Here is a 17,656-nt window from a genome sequence, read left to right as displayed (position 1 = left end):
GTGGGGCCTGAAACAATCCTTTACGAGTCCGACGGTTATGAGATGCGGCAGAAATGCAGCGAAGCCTGCCATGGGGCACTATTGCCCCGGATTGTCGGTAACGCTGATCTGCTCAATCTCAGTCTCAAGCGAGGGTGAAACGTCCAGTGGAATCCCCGTTTCCAGAGCGGCCCGATACGCCCGCAAGGCGTCTTCTTTCCGGTCAACGGCAACATATGCCTTGCCCAGGTGGTAAAGCACCAGGGGATGGTCGGGAAACGCGCGTGCTGCAGGTTCAAGATAGGTCAGCGCTTCGTCGTAGTTCCCCAGCCGATAGGACAGCCAGCCGTAGGTTTCCTGGAACACGGGATTGCGGGTGCCGCGAAGGCGCCGCGCCAGCATATGGGCGCGTTGCAGGCTTTCCTGATCGCTGCGATGGGTTGTCAGCAGGCTTGCCAGATTGTTGGCGACGACCAGAGACTGGTTGCTGAGGGGATATAGGGTTTCATAAACCGAAATGGCCTGGTCCAGATCGCCGGCGCGTTCATGAACGGCTGCCTGCAGCATCAGCAGATCGGGATTTTCGGGCTGCGCAGCCAGCGCCTGGGTCAGAACGCTCTGGGCCGCGTCCGGGGTGCCGTGTTCGGCTTCCAGCGCATGCAGCGAAATCCATGCCCGGGTAATGTCGGGGCGTTCCCCGAGAACGGCACGGTAAATCTGTGCGGCCTCGTCATATTCTCCGTTGCTGGTCAGGGCATGGGCCTTGATCATCCGGACCGGTAACGAATCAGGATCATCTTCGAGCAACTGATCAAGCCGGGCGAATGCTTCTGCGATTTCGCCCTGCACCAGCATCAGGCGGATCAGGGCGATATCGGCGGGCAGGCCGAATTCGGGATCCTCGGCCAGCTCGTTCAGAAACACTGTCAGGTCATCGGTCTGCTGCCGGGCAGCCAGCCTCTGTGCCTTCAGCTCATTTGCCAGACGCCGCGCTTCTGGGGTATCAAGCTCGCTGATGGACTGCTGTACCGTTTCCAGACGGTCCCAGTCCTGTGTTCCAAGGTAAATCTCACCCAGCAGGAACAGCAGTTCCGGCTGGTTCGTATCCTGACGCAGGGAATCGACCAGAACGCGTTCGGCGATTTCCAGATCGCCATCCGCGATCAGAAACTGCGCATAGCGAAGCGTCTCTTCCGGTGCATTCCGGGACACCTCGGCCGCCAGGGCCAGCATTTCGCCCATCAGTTCCCGGTTGCCGTTGCGCTCATGAGCCTGCGCCAGAAGCGTCATCAGCTGAGGGTCGCGGGGGGCCTGACCAAGGGCTTCACGCAACAGCACGATGGCATCGCCGATATTGTCCTCATCAATCAGCCAGGACGCCTTGAACTTGATCGCATCCACCTGGGTGGCGTCCTCGGAAAGGACCTTTTCGATCAGGGTCCGGGCTTCCTCGGACTGGCCGGCCTGGAACAGAATCCGGGCAAACTCTATCTCGTTCTCACGAGTCTGTTCGGTCCGTTCCGCGCCCTTGAGCAGATCCCGCATGTCGGCAATGGCGGCCTCTTCATCGCCCGAGCGGAATTTCAGTGACGCACGCACGGTCTTGAACCGCGAGGCATTGGGTCCGTCCTGCGCGATGATCCCGTCCAGTTCGGCAATTGCGGCCGCGGTGTCGCGGTGCTGGTCCAGAAAGGCGACCAGCCTCTGGGCCGGCATGTGATCTTCGGCCTGTGGTTCCACTTCGGCGCGCAGCATCCGTTCTGCGGCGTCCAGGTTGTTCTGATCGATGTAATGCTGAATCAGCACCTGCTCGATTCCCTGATCGTCAGGGAAGACCTGCGCCATCTGCTTGAGCAATGCCTCGATTTCAGCGGGCTGATCCAGTTCCTGAAACGCCCGCAGCCGGGTTGAATAGAGATTTGGATGTTCGGGCGCAAATTCCATGGCCGCAGCTGTCTGTTCCAGCACCCCGGTCCAGTCACGCTGACGGATCAGGTGGTCGATCAGGGCCTGCCGGGCAGTCAGAAGCTCGGGGTGGGTGGCCAGCATCTCCTGGGCCGCAATCACGGCAAGCTCAAGGCCGGCAGCGTCGCCATTTCTGACCGCATCCGTATAGGCCAGCGTATTGTTGATGGACCTGATCTCGATATCGTCCGGGGCCAGTGCGGCGGCCGCGGCGCCGTGACGCCGCACACCATCCCAGTTACCCGTCTCAAGCGCAATTTCGGCTAGGCTGCGCTGCCCTTCGAGGTTGTCCGGATATTGCTCTACCAGCCGCAGATACTGACCATAGGCAAGAGACAGATTGCCCTGCTCGCGCTCCAGCCGCGCAAAGGTCAGGCGGGCCTCCTTGTGCTGACCGTTGAGCTTGAAGACATTCTTGAATTCAACGCGCGCGCGGTCGATATCCCCTTTTTCAAGATGCTCCAGCCCGGCCTGGAAATGCGCCTCGGCGCGTTCCTCGGCTGTGTCGCAGGCGCTCAGGAACAGCGAAAGGCTCAGAAAGGCAATCACCAGACGATTGCCGATCAGAAAGCGGGATTTACTAGATGCGGTCATGACTCGGGCTTCCGGCGGCGAAAGATACAGGGTTCTGATCAACTACATTCGGGGGCAGCCCCCGGTGTCAACAGCCTGTGCCGCGCAGAACGACCGAAACCGTTCGCATCAGGATCGAAAGATCGGAGGAAAAAGACATGTTTTTCCAGTATTCGGCGTCGTGATGGGCCCGCTCGGCGAACGAAGAATTGTTGCGCTTGGAAACCTGCCACTGTCCCGTGATGCCGGGCAGCATCGAATAATACTGTTTGCCGGGATACAGTTCCTGCTGGTTCACCATCATCGGGCGGGGGCCGACCATGGACATCTCGCCGATAAGCACGTTCCAGAACTGCGGCAGTTCATCCATCGAGGATTTCCGCAGGAAAGTGCCGAATTTGATGATGCGCGGGTCATTGCGCAGTTTCTGGTTCCGGTTCCACTCCTCGCGCGCCGCGGGATCGTTGGCGAGGTGTTTTTTCAGCACCGCCTCGGCATCGTGGACCATCGTGCGCAGTTTGAGCAGCCTGAACACCTTGCCGTTCCGGCCAACCCGTTCCTGCCAGTAAAACGGTGTAACCCCCTGGCAGGCCAGGAAGATCGCGAGAAAAAGAATCAGCGGCACGGCAAAGGGCGCGGTCAGCAGCACGAACGCGATGTCAAAAATGCGCTTGCCCGTGCTTCTGTAGAACCCCGGACTATTTGTCGGGGCCGACATAACTGCAATATTGTGGTAGCCCGCGCCAGCGTTGGCCACCTCTTTCGAATGACTTGTCACTATTTAAACCCCCAGCACACACGAATACCCAAGAACCACCTACACAACTCAGGAACTAACTACGCTCGACCTCAACTTATATACAAAAAACTTTATGTTTTTATGTCGGTTGCGGTTCCGCCTTCACAAACTCATCAGGCAGACACCCGCAACCAAGTGTTAACAAATTCCAGTCAGCTTGCAAAACATTAATCTCGCGCATCAGCTCCCTTGCCGTGCGATCATAAGTGGCTGAAAGGGGCATCCGGCGCCAGAATTTTTCTGCAATCCGGCGCAGAGAATTGAAGATTTGTTCGCGAACGCAGAACAATGCGAAGGTTTGAGGGGTTTTGGTCCGAAAACGGGCCGATCAGAGGTCGTGGAACGGTTCTGATCATCGGTTTGCGTGGGGCTGCCGCGCCATTTGTTTTGAGCAGGTTTTCAAGGGTTTCAGGGAAACAATCGCCCTATATGTGACGAATTGGATCAGCAGGTGGGTTAATTTACGGCAAGTAGGTATTAGTGGTGCCCCCTGTCTTGATTTTGTGGCAGGGTAAGAGCCAAGTATTATTTGTTCATGTGATTATGTGTGTTGCGTAAAGGTTTGCCGGTGGTTCAGAGTGCGTATTGGAATGTTCTCCAGGGGGGCCGTATTAGTTTTGACAAGGCAGAAGGCAACCGTGGTGCAATGGCGTCCAGCGATGGATTTTATCTAGATTTCTTCGGGCTTGACCGGCGGCCGTTCACGTTGCTTCCGGATCCGGGATTCATGTATTGGTCGCCCCTGCACAAGCGGGGCTACTCGATCCTGCAGTTCGGCGTCATGAGCTGTGCGCCCATTACCGTGCTGACCGGAGAGATCGGCGCCGGCAAAACGACGCTGGTCCAGCATCTGCTCAGTGAAATGGAGCAATCCATCACGGTCGGGCTGATCTCGAATGCGCAGGGCGGCCGGGGAGAGTTGCTGCAATGGGTGCTGCACGCGCTGGGACTGCCGATCGAGGAAAACGCGACCTATGTACAGATGTTCCGCGAGATACAGGACTTCCTGGTCTCGGAATATGCCGAAGGGCGGCGCGTGGTTCTGATCTTCGACGAGGCGCAGAACCTGACGGTCGAAGGGCTGGAAGAGATACGCATGCTGACCAATATCAATGCAAACACGGATGAGCTGATCCAGCTTGTGCTGGTCGGGCAGCCCGAGTTGCGCGATATGGTTCTGGACCCCAAGATGCGACAGCTGACACAGCGGGTGGCGGCCAGTTTTCATCTGGAGCGCATGGATCAAGCCTCGGTCGAGCGCTATATCAGGCACAGGATGAAGATTGCCGGCGGGTCAGGCGAGGAATTCACGGAAGAAGCATGCAGGATCGTTTTTGAACAGACCCGCGGCGTCCCGCGTCTTGTGAATCAGTTCTGTGATTTCGCCTTGCTTTATGCCTGGACCAATGAAACGGACAAGGTAAGCGAAGACGTGGTCAATCAGGTGATCCAGGACGGTGTTTTCTTTGGTGGCAATTCGCTTGAGAAGGAGCTGACAGTCTGAGATGGGCCCGGTTCGCTATTATTCATCTATTTTTCTGAGACGGTTTCAGTATTTCCTCGTTGTGGCGACGATCGTGTCTGCGGTTTCTGTCACAGTCGCGATGATCCTGCCGCCGACTTATGTCTCGCAGATGCGGCTGATCGTGGAATCGCCGCAGATTCCGGGAAGTCTGGCCGCCAGTACCGTCACCACACCGGCGTTCGAGCAGCTGCAGATCGTCGAACAGCGCCTGCTGACACGGCCGGTTCTTCTGGACATATCACGCAAGTTCCAGGTGTTGGCAGATCAGGAAGACGCCAGCCCAGACCAGATCGTCGATGAGCTGCGGGCAAAAACCGATGTCCGTATCGTGGCCGGTCGCAATCAGGCGAACCTGATGACCATCACATTCGAAGGCAGAACCGGGCAGATTGCAGCCGGGGTGCTGAACGAATACCTGACCGAAATCCAGAAACTTGACGTGACCTACCGCAAGGAACGGGCGTCGGATACGCTGGAATTCTTTGAACAGGAGGTCGAGCGCCTGAGTGACGAGCTCGACAAGCGCAGTGCGCGAATTCTCCAGTTTCAGCAGGAAAACTCCGCTGCTCTGCCCGCAAGCCTGCAATTCCGGATGGCACAGCAGGCATCATTGCAGACGAATTTGCAGCAAACCGATCAGCAGGTTTTCTCGCTTCGGGATCAGCGTGAAAAACTGCTGGAAATCTACAGCACGACCGGTCAGATCACCCCCGTCGGGCAACAGCCGCAGACACAGGCGCAGCAGCAGCTCAGCCAGTTGCGCAACCAGCTGGACAACCAGTTGGGGATCTATTCCGAAAGCAGCCCGCAGATTAAGATATTGCGCGCCCGGATCAACCGCCTGGAAGAGGTTGTTGCAGCGGAACAGACCACCACTGCCGCATCGTCTGGCCAGCAGACGGGAAATACGACGCTCGACCTTCAGCTGGCTCAGCTTGATTCACAAATTGCCACGCTTGAAGACCAGCGGGTTGTGACCGAAGAGAACCTTAAGAAGGTGACTCTGACAATCGATCAGACTCCGGCCAATGCGATCACGCTGGCAGAGCTGCAGCGCGACCACAGCAACATCCAGGCCCAGTATAATTCCGCGGTCAGCCGCCTGGCGTCTGCCTCGACCGGTGAGCGCATCGAAGTTACCTCGCAGGGGCAGCGTATTTCGGTGATCGAACATCCCGCCGTGCCAAGTTCGCCAACCAAACCCAACCGGCTGATGATTGCGGGAGGGGGGACAATGTTCGGCATTGCGCTGGGGCTGGGGCTGGTTGTCCTGCTCGAGCTGCTGAACAAGGCCGCGCGCCGGCCCGAGGATCTGATCAACAAGCTGGATGTCTGGCCGATCGCCACCATCCCTTATGTGCGCTCCAAGAGCGAAGTGATGATACAGCGGGCAACCTGGGTGAGTATCATCCTGGCGATCCTGGTGAGCGTGTCCGCAGGGGTCTGGGCCGTGCATACCTACTATCTGCCCCTGGATCTGATTACCGAAAGGGTGATCGAAAAGTTGGAGGTTTATTGGTGATTTCTGTCCTGACTAAATTGGGGGATGCGTGATGGAACGTCTTCAACAGGCGATTCAGAAAGCCCGTGAGGAACGTGAAAGCCGCCAGTATCAACCGCAGCTGCCGCACGAAGATCATGGTCCTGATCCGGATGAAAGCAGCGGAGACAATATCTGGCTGACCGTGCCCGAGATCAGAATTGATCCGCGTTCCGTATCCCGGAAACGCCTGATGTCCTATCGCGGCGGTCCTGATGCCACGCCTTATGACATGCTGCGGACCAAGATGCTGCAGCAGATCCGGTCCAACGGCTGGCGCCGGGTGGCCATCACCTCGCCCTACAGCGGATGTGGTAAAAGCACGACGGCGGCCAATCTGGCCTTCAGCCTGGGGCGGCAGGACGATCTGCGGACGATCGTGATCGATTTTGACATGCGGCGGCGGGGGCTGGCCGAGATCCTGGCCCAGACCGGCAATCACAGCATGGCGGACGTCATTCAGGGGAAGGTGTCCTTTCACGATCATGCTCTGCGCCACGGGGAAAACGTGATTTTCGGCCTGAACTACACGCCGACAAACAACCCGGCGGAAATCCTGCAAAGCAAGCGAATGATCGAAACGCTGGAGCAGATCGAGGCGGAATACCAGCCCGATATCATGTTGTTCGATACGCCGCCGCTGATGGCAAGCGATGACAGCCACGGGTTCCTGAGAAATGTCGATTGCGCCCTGCTTCTGGCGGCTGCCGAAGAGACCAGCATCGACCACATCGATGTTGCCGAGCAGCAGTTGGCAGAGCTGACGAAAGTCATGGGGATCGTGTTGAACAAATGCCGGTATATCAGCGGGGCATTCGGCAATGAGTACGGCAGCTACTGACGCGGTCATTATCCCCCATTACAACGATCTGCCCAGGCTGGAGAGATGCCTTCAGGCCCTCAGAGAGAATGATCTGACGGGGACGGAAATTATTGTCGTCGACAATGCGTCCCCCGTTTCACTGAATGACATGCAGCAGGCCTTTCCCGAGGTGCGCTTTGTGGTGGAGCCGCAAAAAGGCGCGGCCCACGCCCGAAATCGCGGTGTGGCCGAGACCACCGCGTCACGGCTGTTTTTTATCGATGCCGACTGTGTTCCCGCGCCGGACTGGCTGGCGGTGGGGCGTCAGATAGCCGACCGGGCCGATCTGATTGGCGGCCGGGTCGATGTCTTTGATGAAACCCCGCCGCCGCGCAATGGCGCCGAGGCCTTCGAGGCGGTGTTTGCCTTCAACTTTCGCCGGTATATCGAGGTTCAGGGATTTTCCGGTGCGGGCAATCTGCTGACCCGGCGTGATGTGTTCGACGCGATCGGTGGGTTTATCAATGGCGTATCGGAAGACCGGGAATGGACCATGCGGGCGGTCGCCCGCGGCTACAGCCTGATTTACGAAGACAGGTTTCAGGTCAGTCACCCGTCCCGGCAGAACTGGCCTGCGCTCAGGGCGAAATGGCGCCGGACAACGCAAGAGGCTTATCAGCTGAACGGAACCGGGGCTGGTGCGCGTCTGCGATGGGCACTTCGCGGACTGGCGATGCCCGCCAGCGCGGTCGCGCATACGCCGAAAGTCCTGTCCAGCGACAAGCTCGCGTCATCTGGTGAGGTTTTGCGGGCAATATCCACGTTGTTCCGCCTCAGATGCCAGCGGATGCTCTGGATGCTGCGTCAGGCCGCAGGCGGCAACATCTGAACAGACCAAAGAGAAAAGGGACCGCGCTGCGGCCCCTTCCCATAAGGTCAAGTCGTTTACCTTATTCAGGCTGTCTTGCGACGGCGTGTCAGCGCCAGACCACCAAGTGCGGTCAGCAGCAGCAGACCACCGGCCGGCAGCGGAACAGCAGACACATCGAAGTCAAACGTGATCGGACCACCGGTTGCCGATTGCGAATTGGCCCAGCTGAACACCAGGTTCTGGCTCAGAGAACTCGGGCTCACGCTGCTGAAGAGTGTGCGAAGCGTTGTCTGCACACCACCCAGGATCGATGTTGTCGCCAGAACATTGGCAGGGTTTGCCGCGTCGACCCAGCTCATCGTCAGGCCGGTAAACGTACCCAGAACGTTGATCGTCACCGAGGCGTTCGCGGTCCCTTTCAGCGGATCGACCGGCGATGTGAAGTTCACCGAGTACATGCCGGGGCCGCCATTGGTGCCGACAGTTCCGATAAAGAGTTGATCGGACGTAATGTCGTAGCTGTTACCAGCTGACACCACTGTCAGCGCGCTGGCTGATCCGGCCATCATTACAGCTGCGATCAGTCCCGCAGCCATCATTTTCAAAGATTTAAGCATAAATTCCCACCCTCGACCTTTGTACACACAATTACACGCATCTTTGGCGTGGCACCTAACTTCAAAATTTTTACCGTAACTTTCGTGGATTGCGAAGGCTTTTCTGAAAAAATGTGTCTTTTTTAGGGCATTAGGGCGCATCGTGTAACATAATGCGACTATTTGATTAGGTTTGTTTCTCTTGTGTGAACGAATATGCGGCGAATCTGGCATTTGCGAGGCGCCGAGTCGGATCGCGCCCGCCGGGTTTTGCAGATGTTCGCGGCACTTTTTTCCGAACCAGAGGATCGTATCCTTTTGGAAAAGTTGGGAAACAATCGCCGCCAGAGCGGTCAATTGTCCACGGAAAAATTCCCTCAGATCGCCTTCGATCACGCCTGACATGGAAAATTCACCCAAGCGTGCGGCCCGCCATATTTCTCCTTCGACGCACGGGAAGTTTCGTGTAGCGTTGAACTGTTATTGTACCAAGTTCAGGCACGCATTCTCGATCGGGATTTCAGTTCGGCCGTTTGTTTAAACAGTGCCTGCCTATTAGCAAGGAGATGATGCGGATGGGTGGTGAGCCAGAGATGGTGAAAATGACCGGGGACGCTGATGAACGCGCCTGATTTTGATCCCAACGACATGCATCTCGACGCCAAACGGATCCTGGTGACAGGCGGGGCCGGGTTTCTGGGCTCGCACCTTTGCGCCACCCTGCTGGAGCGCGGGTACGAGGTTTTATGTGTCGACAACTTCTTTACCGGGCGGCGCGGGAACCTGCGTCATCTTCTGAGCAATCCCCGGTTCGAGGTCATGCGCCACGATGTGACCTTCCCGCTCTATGTCGAGGTGGACGAGATCTATAATCTGGCCTGTCCCGCCTCGCCGTTTCATTACCAGCACGATCCGGTGCAGACGACCAAGACGGCCGTGCATGGCGCGATCAACATGCTGGGGCTGGCCAAGCGGGTGGGTGCGCGCATCCTGCAGGCCTCGACCTCGGAAGTGTATGGCGATCCGCAAGTCCATCCGCAGACCGAGGATTATGTGGGTCACGTCAATCCGATCGGGCCGCGTTCATGCTATGACGAGGGCAAGCGCTGCGCCGAAACGCTGTTCTTTGACTACAACCGGCAGCACGGCCTGCCGATCAAGGTGGCGCGGATCTTCAACACATACGGGCCGAACATGCACCCCGATGACGGGCGCGTGGTGTCCAATTTCATCATGCAGGCCCTGGCGGGTGAACCGATCACCATCTACGGCGACGGCAGCCAGACCCGGTCCTTCTGTTTCGTCTCGGATCTGATCGACGGGCTGATAAAGCTGATGGAATCGCCCAAGGACGTGACCGGGCCGATCAACCTGGGCAACCCGGTCGAACTGAGTATCCTCGAACTCGCCGAATCCGTGATCCGCCTGACCGGCTCGAAATCGGAACTGGTGTTTCGTCCGCTGCCGCAGGACGATCCGATCCAGCGCCAGCCCGACATCACCCGGGCCCGCGAACAGCTGGGCTGGGCGCCCCGGGTGCCGCTGGAAGAGGGGCTGAAGGCGACGATCACCTATTTCGAGCGGACCGCCATGGCGGTGAAGAACGTATAGGGCGGCAATGACGGCACAGGACGCCTCAGAAAGATCGTCCCGACGGTTTTGGGCCTTTGTCCTGCTGGCCGTGACGGTGATCGGCTGCCTGTCGGTTCTGGCGATCAACCGGGGGCCGCTCTACTACTTCGACACCGGCAGCTATTTTCGGCAGGGCGATGCGGCGCTGTCCTTGATTTTGCCCGAGCCGAAACAGGATGGCGAGGAGGCCGGAACTGGCAATGCCGGCACCAAAGGGTCCGGCAAAAAAGACCAGACGACCGGCGGGTCCCGTTCGATGGTCTATGCGCTGCTGGTTGCCGCATTCTGGCGTGCCGATGCATTGGGCGGGGTTGCGATCGTTCATCTGGCGATGCTGCTGCTTGCGGTCTGGCTGACGATGCGGGTGTTGCAGCGCAGCGCACAGACCGGGCGCAGCACGCTTCAACTGGTGAGCCTTCCACTGTTGGCCGCCGCGACGACCGCGCTGCCTTTCTATGTCGCCTATGTCATGCCGGATATTTTCACATCAGTGATGCTGATCCTGATTGCGGCGGTTGTTGTCGCGGGTCGTTACATGCATCCGCTGGAATGGCTGGGGGCGCTGGCGCTGGCCGGCTTTGCCATTGTGCTGCACCCTTCGCATCTGGGGATTGCCGTGCTGATGGTACCCTTTGCCCTACTGGCGGCCCTGCTGCGCCTTGGGCAGGGGCGGTGGCTTGCGGCAGCGTTTGTCGCGGGGCTGGTCGTTCTGGCCATTGCCGAGCGCAAGGCGTTCGAATTCGCGGCCGAGACCGTCACCAAAAAAGAGGTACTTTACACCCCTCACATCACCGCGCGGCTGATTGTGGATGGTCCCGGGCTGGCCTATCTCAACGATGTGTGCCCCCGGGACGATCTGGCGACCTGCGCTCTGCACGAGGCGCTGTCCTGGTCCGATGACCCTTACCGCCTGACCGCCACCCACATCATTTTCGAACGCTCTGAAAATCTCGGGTCCTTCCGGTTGATGCCGATCGAGGATCAGCAGGCCGTGGCCGCCGAACAGCGTGCCTTCTTCCTGAAGGTTCTGGCGGCGCGTCCCTTTGGCACGATCCTGGCCCTTGGCGGCAATGCGGCAGAGCAGTTGGGTATGAACAGCATCAAGATGACCATCCCGAACGAGGCTGTCATCCGAAATGCGAAATCGCTTTCGGGACTGCCCGAGGCGCAGCTTGCGGTTCTCGACAATACTGTTCTGACCCGCGATCAGCCCTGGCTGAGCCCGGTCAATTCCATCCACGCGACGATCTACCTGATCTCGGCGATTGTCGTGATCGGGTTGCTGCTGTGGCCCGGACGGGTTGCCCCGCCGCTGAAACTGTTTGCGCTGTTCATCCTGATCGGAATTGCCGTCAATGCGCTGGTTTGCGGCGGTGTTTCACAACCCGCGGACCGCTATGGTGCGCGCGTGATGTGGCTGCTGCCCTTTACGGTAGCCTTTCTTCTTCTTGTTCAGCGGTCAGGACCGCCGCGCGCCACTGCCGGAGACCCCACGTGACTTCAGACCAATCCCTTTCCATCAGCGTGATCATGCCCGCCTACAATGCGGAACATCTGCTGCCCCGTGTCCTGCCCCCCCTGATCGGGATGCTGAACACCGGTCAGGTGCAGGAGGTTCTGGTGGTGGATGACCAGTCCCCCGACGGCACCGCGGCGCTGGCCCGCGAAATGGGGGCGAGCGTTCTGACCACGCCGGTCAATGGCGGGCCGGGGGCGGCGCGCAATCTGGCCGCCGAACATGCCACGGGTGACATCCTGTGGTTCGTCGATTCCGATGTCATCGCCTGGCCGGACGGGGCCGAACATATCCGCAGCGCGATGTCCGAAGACAATGTCGGGGCGGTGTTTGGCTCGTATGACGATGCGCCGGACGGGCAGGCCTGGTTTTCGCGCTACAAGAACCTGCTGCACCGCTATCACCATCAGCGCGCGCAGCGCGAGGCCCGCACCTTCTGGGCCGGCTGCGGCGCAATCCGCCGCGATGTGTTCAACGAGGTTGGCGGGTTTGATGTGAAAACCTACGAAGTCCCCTCGATCGAGGATATCGAACTGGGCTACCGGATTGCGGGAACCGGGCGGCGCATCCTTGTCGAGCCCCGGCTGCAGGGCAAGCACCTGAAAGTCTGGACCATGCGCAACAGCCTGAGCACCGATATCTTCTGCCGCGCCCTGCCCTGGTCGCGGCTGATGATTTCACGCGAGGGGCTGACCGATGATCTGAACACCTCGATGGCGGAACGCATCCGGGCCGCGCTGGCCGGGCTGTTGCTGCTGTCGGTTCTGGTGCTGCCCTTCTGGCCGGGGTCGTGGCCCCTGCCCCTGTTGCTGCTGGCTGCTGCTTTTGTCGCCAATTTCGATCTGGTGCGCACGATGGCGGGCCACGGAGGCCCGTGGTTTGCATTCAAATGCCTGCTTTATCATCAGGTCTATTACGTCTACTCGGCCACCGTCTATGTCTGGTGCCTGTTCGAATATCACGTGCTGGGACAAAAGCAGAAACTGCGCGTCACGCGAAACTGACAGATCGCGTGACATTGCCGATCAATCGGGTTGGGATCAGAACTGTTTGGCGGGCAACTGTTCGAACGGCAGCTTCTCGATCTGATCGAAACGCGGGTTGCTTTCGTGCACGTAGAACGTGTCGTAAAGCGAATTGCGCACGAAATGATAGCCATTGGCAAACAGCAACTCGTTCAGTTCGGGCGTCGGGCGTTCGATTGTCATCGCCAGGAAACGGTATTTGTCGAACGGGAAGTCGCGCATGATCCGCGTCTCGGACCCTTCGACATCCAGGCTGAAATAGTCGATGTCCTTGGGGGCGTTGTAACGATCGAACACCTCGTCCAGCGGCACGGCCTCGACCGTGACGACCTTGCCCTTTTCCCGGAACCGGGCCAGCTTTGCGGCGCGGCGCTCGGTCATGTTGTCGGCCTCATCCACCAGCAGGCTGCTGCGCTGGCCGTCGATCATGAATTCCAGCTGACCCGGTTCGGGGTCGACCGCCAGCGGGACCGGGGTGGCCGAACGGTGGTGCCAGTTGATGATCTTGTTGTAATTGACCGGATTGGGCTCGATCAGCAGCCCGGTCCAGCCATAGTGTTTTTCCAGAGCGAAAGTGTTTGAATCGGAAAACCCGTCGGCGGCGCCAAGCTCGACAAAGAACCCGTTGCGCTTGCCGTTGAAGACCTCGTTGATCACCCACATGTCCTGTCCCCGGTCCGAGACGCGCTTGGGCAGATAGCCAAGATTGTTCATGGCGAACCGTCGGCTGAAATTCCGGGTGCTGACCACGCCGATATACGCGAAATAGGCTGGTTTCTGGAGGAGCGGATAGGTTTCAACCAGCTTGGTAAGATTCTGCTTCATAAAGTTCTCCACTTAACCGCCCGCTCTTGGCTTTTCGGGCAAAAACATTGTTGCACAGACATCGGCTATCTTAACCCTGCAATTTTCGCGATATCCCACACCGGGTACAGCGTTTCGCGCGTTCCGCGTCCGAAAATTGTGTCGAATGGCACGTGATAGACACGCGCAATGCTGACCGGAACGTCGGTGGTCCCAAAGTCGCTTTCGTAAGCCGCGCGATCGCGTACCACCAGGATCCGGTCTTCGACCGGTTCACCGATCATGGTCTCCCCGTCTTGCGGGGGTTCGGATGCGGGGCGTATGAAATAGTCGCTGGCGGTGCCGGCCGGTGCCGGCATTCTGGCATGCACGTAAACCGAAAGCCCGCCGGCCATGTAACGGCTTTCAATCTCGGCCTGCGTCCAGATCGGCGGGAAGGCTTCACCAAGCAGCGCCTGCACGACGCGCATCTCGTCCAGATCGGGGAACGGGGCGGCCTCGGTCTCGATGGCGATGCGGTGCCCCAGATCCCGTGTCTGGGTAAACGGGCGCAGAGTTTCCGGCCAGCTGATCCAGGCACTGACCGCCAACCCGGCCAAAGCACAGGCCAGCGCCGGTGCGGTCGCGGCCTGAACCGGACGCAACCGCCAGAAAATGATCAGCGGAATGACTGCGGCGGGCGCGAAATGGTGCGGCAGAATGCGATAGGCCTGAACATAGAAGAACAGAACATAGGCGATAACGGTCAGGGTCAGGGCTTTGGACAGCTTGTCCTGCCAGCGCCACGCCAGCAGGGCCAGCCCGGGCAATATCCCGCAGGGCAGCAGCCAGAACAGGAACCGTCCGGTGTCAAAGATCGTGACAAACCGCAGGCGGCGCAGGATGCTGCCCGTGTTGAACTCGCTGGACGCACTGGTCAGTCCTGACGACCGCAGAACCATTTCAAGCAGCGATGCCAGGATCACGACGCCAAGGGCGATCACCCCTCCGGTGATCACCTGCCGGAACGGCAGGGGCCGGGTCAGCAGGAACCAGGAAATCAGGAAGAAGCCAATCAGCAGAAGGCCGTTCGGCGCGGTCAGCAACGCCAGCGTGGACACAACCGCCATCCAGCCGAATTTCCGCTCGGTAAAGAACAGAATATAGCCCAGCACCCCCAGCAGGATCATCGGTTCGCGCGTCATGGGCAGGGCGATATCGGCGAAATAGGGGTTGTAGGACGGATTGAACGCCATCACGAAGGAGAACAGCAGCAGCGCCATTCCCAGCCCCAGAACGGCCCATACATCGGTGCGCCCGTCCGGGCTGCGCACAAAGCCCAGCATGACCCCGAACAGGATCGAGACGCCCGGCAGATAGGCAAGGCGGATGGAGGCTTCGTAAGGACCAAAGAACCGCATGAACCCGGTTTGCAGGAAGGTTTCCGTCACCATCTTCGGGGTCGGATATCCGCCGATCCCGCCGGAATCCGGCGGCCAGAACGGCAGCCCGCGGGTAATGAACAGCATCGCGTTCAGGAAACTGTGGGCCCCGTCATCATTCAGCGCCTCCCAATAGAACTTGGGCGTCATCAGGATCAGCACCGCCAGCGGCAGCATGATCATCCCGGTGACATCCCATCCCCTGCCCCGAAAAATATCCGGACCGGACCGGGCCGAAACCAGGCCAATGCCGGGCAGGCAGAGCAGAACAATCAGAAAGCTGAAGGCCGCACCCGTCATGGAAATGCCGCTGATGGCCTGCACCGCCGCGGCAGCGGCGGGCACACCAAACAGGGAAAACGTAAACCCCTTGAGTAGCCAGTGTTCGAAACGGTCCCCGGGCGCGGCAATTCCCAGTGCCAGAAGCAGACCCGGCGCAACAAATAGCGCTGACGCCGACAGGACGACCAGTGGTGTCCAGATATACAAAAACAGAGCGTCACCGGGGATGAAGTATGGCGATGGCCCGTCCGCCAGAGCAGTCTTTGCCGCCAGTACCGCCGCCGCATCCTGACCAGCCAGCACAATGCCGGTCAGTACAATCAGGACTATTGAAAGGCGCAATACCATCACGTCTTATACAAACTCATCAAAATACAGCAGGCACAAAGTGCCCTGTAAAAACCATACCGGTTTCCTGCTGAATGTAAGCCACTTCAATCAACCAATTTACGGATAACATGTAATTCTCATCTGGTTGCGAGTTTTATCTCAATTGGATCGATTGCGCGTCTGATACGACATCAATACAGCAAACCGGTTGGCATTGGCGGATATGGGGAAACAAATCGGCTGGGTTGGCCATTCGCGGCGCTCATTGATCCGGTCAGGCAGCCTACCCCGGCCTTCTGCCCCCTCCCGAAGCTGATCGCAAAACAGCGGCACGGGGCCGAGTTCCGGACGGGATCATTCATCGGCAGAAATGATGCGGCGAACAATTCCGGCTTCTGTGCCGGGCAAGATGCACATCACGTCCGCCCCGACCGGAGGTCAGAGGGCGGTGCTTTTGCGAAAACCCTTCTTCAGAGATGATTTCTTCTTGCTGTCGGCCTCGAACTCCTCGTGATAGGACCGTTCGACATTCACATCCCAGACATCGTTGTTTTCACCCATGATGTTGCGGGCGGCATACATCGCCGACAGCATCGAGTGATCCTGATTGTTGTACCTGTGCAGGCCATTGCGGCCGACAGTCTGGAAGTTCTCAAGCGTCTTAAGCCAGCCGCTGACCGTGTCCAGGGCATCCTTGTATTCGCTGTCATAGACCGGATAGGCCTTGGGCTGCCGGATGACCGCGCAATCGATGACGTCACCGGCCTTGGCCAGATTGAGTTTTTCAAGCTCTTCGCTGGCGAGATGTTTGAGATCCTCGTCCGCAGATGACCACAGCCCGTCGCCTTTCTGGCAGAAATATTCCATCCCGATCGAAGCGGTGTTCTGGTCGGGCAGCATTTCCTTGGACCAGGCCCGGAAATTCTGGATACGGCCAACCTTCACCTTGGGACTGTGGATATAGATCCAGTTGTCCGGGAACGGGTCGGCGTGATCCAGGATCAGCGTCACAATCAGGAAATCGCGATACCGCAACCGGTCCGCGGCCTCGATCACTTCGGGTGGCGGCGGCGGGTCGAAGGCGTGGATCAGGTCGCGCACCGCCATCGAATTGATGAACTCTGCGCCTTCAACACGCTCGGTGTGCTTTTCACCATCTTCCGTCCAGTGGCATACATCGATCGACGTGACGCGATTGCCATCGCGGTTCACCTTGGTCACTTCGGAATGGGTTTCGACCGAACCACCCTTTTCCCGGATCAGGTCGCGGGTCTTTTCCCACATCATGCCGGGCCCCAGACGGGGATACTGGAATTCCTCGATCAGGCTGGCCGTGTCATTGGCGCCCGAAATCGCGTTCCAGACCGCCTTGGGCAGGGACAGGTTCTTGATCCGCTGCGCGGCCCAGTCGGCGCGGATTTCCGAGGGCGGGATACCCCATACCTTTTTCGTATAGCTGTGGAAGAAATGCATGTATAACCGCCCGCCAAAGCGGTTGATCACCCATTCTTCGAACGTGTCTTCCTGCGGCTTGGGGCGCAGCTTCCATTTGATGAAGCTGCCTATGATCTTGTAGGTCTCATAGGGACCGATATTGCCCAAAGCGTTGAAAATCCGCAGCGGATAATCATAGAACTTGCCGCGGTAGAAAATTCGGCTGAGGCGCTGCACGGTGATGAAATCATCCCCCATCACCTCGTGCCACATATCCTCGACTTCGCGTACCTTGGTGAAGAACCGATGCCCGCCAATGTCGAAGCGGTATCCTTTATGTGTTTCGGTTCGCGAAATACCCCCCACCATATCCGAGGCCTCAAAGACCCGGGGAACATGTGTATCACTCAGTTTCTGGAGTTCGTAGGCAGCTGTCAGACCGGCTGGTCCACCTCCGATGACTACGACTGGAACAATGTCTTTTGGCAAATCACTAACATCCATACAAAAACCCTTGTCTCAGGGTACAAGAGGTTACCGTCGATTCACAACAAATTCCTAA

The 17,656-nt window shown here is 58.6% G+C and carries 13 protein-coding genes; 7 read left to right on the top strand and 6 right to left on the bottom strand.

The features are described 5' to 3' along the window. Positions 1-78: 78 nt before the first annotated feature. Both ACR0J2_RS23040 and ACR0J2_RS23035 read right to left on the bottom strand, forming a co-directional pair. Positions 79-2,538 carry a tetratricopeptide repeat protein gene (locus ACR0J2_RS23040; RefSeq protein WP_480814002.1) on the bottom strand — a complete coding sequence of 820 codons (2,460 nt, stop codon included), beginning with the start codon at positions 2,536-2,538 and terminating at the stop codon, positions 79-81. Between the two features lie 67 nt (positions 2,539-2,605). Then, positions 2,606-3,295, bottom strand: a complete 690-nt coding sequence (locus ACR0J2_RS23035) for a sugar transferase (protein WP_480814001.1) — start codon at positions 3,293-3,295, stop codon at positions 2,606-2,608. A 667-nt stretch (positions 3,296-3,962) separates the two neighbouring features. Between ACR0J2_RS23035 and ACR0J2_RS23030 the strand changes: the two genes are divergently transcribed. From ACR0J2_RS23030 to ACR0J2_RS23015, 4 genes are all read left to right on the top strand, one after another. Beyond that, a complete protein-coding gene (locus tag ACR0J2_RS23030) occupies positions 3,963-4,820 on the top strand; it encodes an AAA family ATPase (protein WP_170617030.1) in 858 nt (285 codons plus the stop codon). Between the two features lie 73 nt (positions 4,821-4,893). Beyond that, on the top strand, positions 4,894-6,363 hold the full coding sequence (locus ACR0J2_RS23025; RefSeq protein WP_170682283.1) for a GumC domain-containing protein: 1,470 nt from the start codon (positions 4,894-4,896) through the stop codon (positions 6,361-6,363). 31 nt (positions 6,364-6,394) lie between these two features. Further along, positions 6,395-7,222, top strand: a complete 828-nt coding sequence (locus tag ACR0J2_RS23020) for a CpsD/CapB family tyrosine-protein kinase (RefSeq protein WP_170617034.1) — start codon at positions 6,395-6,397, stop codon at positions 7,220-7,222. Beyond that, the gene (locus tag ACR0J2_RS23015; RefSeq protein ID WP_170817358.1) at positions 7,203-8,072 is read left to right on the top strand and encodes a glycosyltransferase family A protein; all 870 of its coding nucleotides are present in this window, start codon (positions 7,203-7,205) and stop codon (positions 8,070-8,072) included. The genes ACR0J2_RS23020 and ACR0J2_RS23015 overlap by 20 nt, the downstream gene beginning before the upstream one ends. 65 nt (positions 8,073-8,137) lie before the next feature. Here the strand turns inward: ACR0J2_RS23015 and ACR0J2_RS23010 are convergent, their stop codons facing one another. Beyond that, the gene (locus ACR0J2_RS23010) at positions 8,138-9,055 is read right to left on the bottom strand and encodes a VPLPA-CTERM sorting domain-containing protein (RefSeq protein WP_480814000.1); all 918 of its coding nucleotides are present in this window, start codon (positions 9,053-9,055) and stop codon (positions 8,138-8,140) included. Positions 9,056-9,298: 243 nt separating this feature from the next. Here ACR0J2_RS23010 and ACR0J2_RS23005 point away from each other — a divergent pair, with 243 nt between their 5' ends. The 3 genes from ACR0J2_RS23005 to ACR0J2_RS22995 are packed head-to-tail and all read left to right on the top strand — an operon-like array spanning position 9,299 to position 12,802. Further along, complete coding sequence (locus ACR0J2_RS23005) at positions 9,299-10,261, top strand: UDP-glucuronic acid decarboxylase family protein (RefSeq protein WP_170617067.1); 963 nt, start codon at positions 9,299-9,301, stop codon at positions 10,259-10,261. A 7-nt stretch (positions 10,262-10,268) separates the two neighbouring features. Beyond that, entirely contained in the window at positions 10,269-11,780 is a 1,512-nt protein-coding gene (locus ACR0J2_RS23000; RefSeq protein ID WP_480813999.1) for a hypothetical protein, read from the top strand. Beyond that, on the top strand, positions 11,777-12,802 hold the full coding sequence (locus ACR0J2_RS22995; protein WP_170682286.1) for a glycosyltransferase: 1,026 nt from the start codon (positions 11,777-11,779) through the stop codon (positions 12,800-12,802). The genes ACR0J2_RS23000 and ACR0J2_RS22995 overlap by 4 nt, the downstream gene beginning before the upstream one ends. A 36-nt stretch (positions 12,803-12,838) precedes the next feature. Here ACR0J2_RS22995 and ACR0J2_RS22990 read toward each other — a convergent pair whose 3' ends face one another. The 3 genes from ACR0J2_RS22990 to ACR0J2_RS22980 all read right to left on the bottom strand — a co-directional run bounded on the left by ACR0J2_RS22990 (position 12,839) and on the right by ACR0J2_RS22980 (position 17,598). Next, a complete protein-coding gene (locus tag ACR0J2_RS22990; protein WP_480813998.1) occupies positions 12,839-13,648 on the bottom strand; it encodes an FkbM family methyltransferase in 810 nt (269 codons plus the stop codon). Positions 13,649-13,713: 65 nt separating this feature from the next. Then, the gene (locus tag ACR0J2_RS22985; protein WP_480813997.1) at positions 13,714-15,678 is read right to left on the bottom strand and encodes a hypothetical protein; all 1,965 of its coding nucleotides are present in this window, start codon (positions 15,676-15,678) and stop codon (positions 13,714-13,716) included. Positions 15,679-16,098: 420 nt separating this feature from the next. Then, positions 16,099-17,598 carry an NAD(P)/FAD-dependent oxidoreductase gene (locus ACR0J2_RS22980; protein ID WP_170617048.1) on the bottom strand — a complete coding sequence of 500 codons (1,500 nt, stop codon included), beginning with the start codon at positions 17,596-17,598 and terminating at the stop codon, positions 16,099-16,101. Positions 17,599-17,656: the final 58 nt, after the last annotated feature.

This window comes from Ruegeria sp. CG4 (genome assembly GCF_056537185.1).
Note: the sequence above shows the minus strand (reverse complement) of the source record. Positions and strands in the feature narration are given on the sequence as shown.

Excerpts from the sequence above, each read along its gene's own strand:
- ACR0J2_RS23040 (WP_480814002.1), bottom strand. The coding sequence starts at position 2,538 with ATGACCGCATCTAGTAAATCCCGCTTTCTGATCGGCAATCGTCTGGTG.
- ACR0J2_RS23030 (WP_170617030.1), top strand. The coding sequence starts at position 3,963 with ATGGCGTCCAGCGATGGATTTTATCTAGATTTCTTCGGGCTTGACCGG.
- ACR0J2_RS23020 (WP_170617034.1), top strand. The coding sequence starts at position 6,395 with ATGGAACGTCTTCAACAGGCGATTCAGAAAGCCCGTGAGGAACGTGAA.
- ACR0J2_RS23015 (WP_170817358.1), top strand. The coding sequence starts at position 7,203 with ATGAGTACGGCAGCTACTGACGCGGTCATTATCCCCCATTACAACGAT.
- ACR0J2_RS23010 (WP_480814000.1), bottom strand. The coding sequence starts at position 9,055 with ATGTCAGGCGTGATCGAAGGCGATCTGAGGGAATTTTTCCGTGGACAA.
- ACR0J2_RS23005 (WP_170617067.1), top strand. The coding sequence starts at position 9,299 with ATGCATCTCGACGCCAAACGGATCCTGGTGACAGGCGGGGCCGGGTTT.
- ACR0J2_RS23000 (WP_480813999.1), top strand. The coding sequence starts at position 10,269 with ATGACGGCACAGGACGCCTCAGAAAGATCGTCCCGACGGTTTTGGGCC.
- ACR0J2_RS22990 (WP_480813998.1), bottom strand. The coding sequence starts at position 13,648 with ATGAAGCAGAATCTTACCAAGCTGGTTGAAACCTATCCGCTCCTCCAG.
- ACR0J2_RS22985 (WP_480813997.1), bottom strand. The coding sequence starts at position 15,678 with ATGGTATTGCGCCTTTCAATAGTCCTGATTGTACTGACCGGCATTGTG.
- ACR0J2_RS22980 (WP_170617048.1), bottom strand. The coding sequence starts at position 17,598 with ATGGATGTTAGTGATTTGCCAAAAGACATTGTTCCAGTCGTAGTCATC.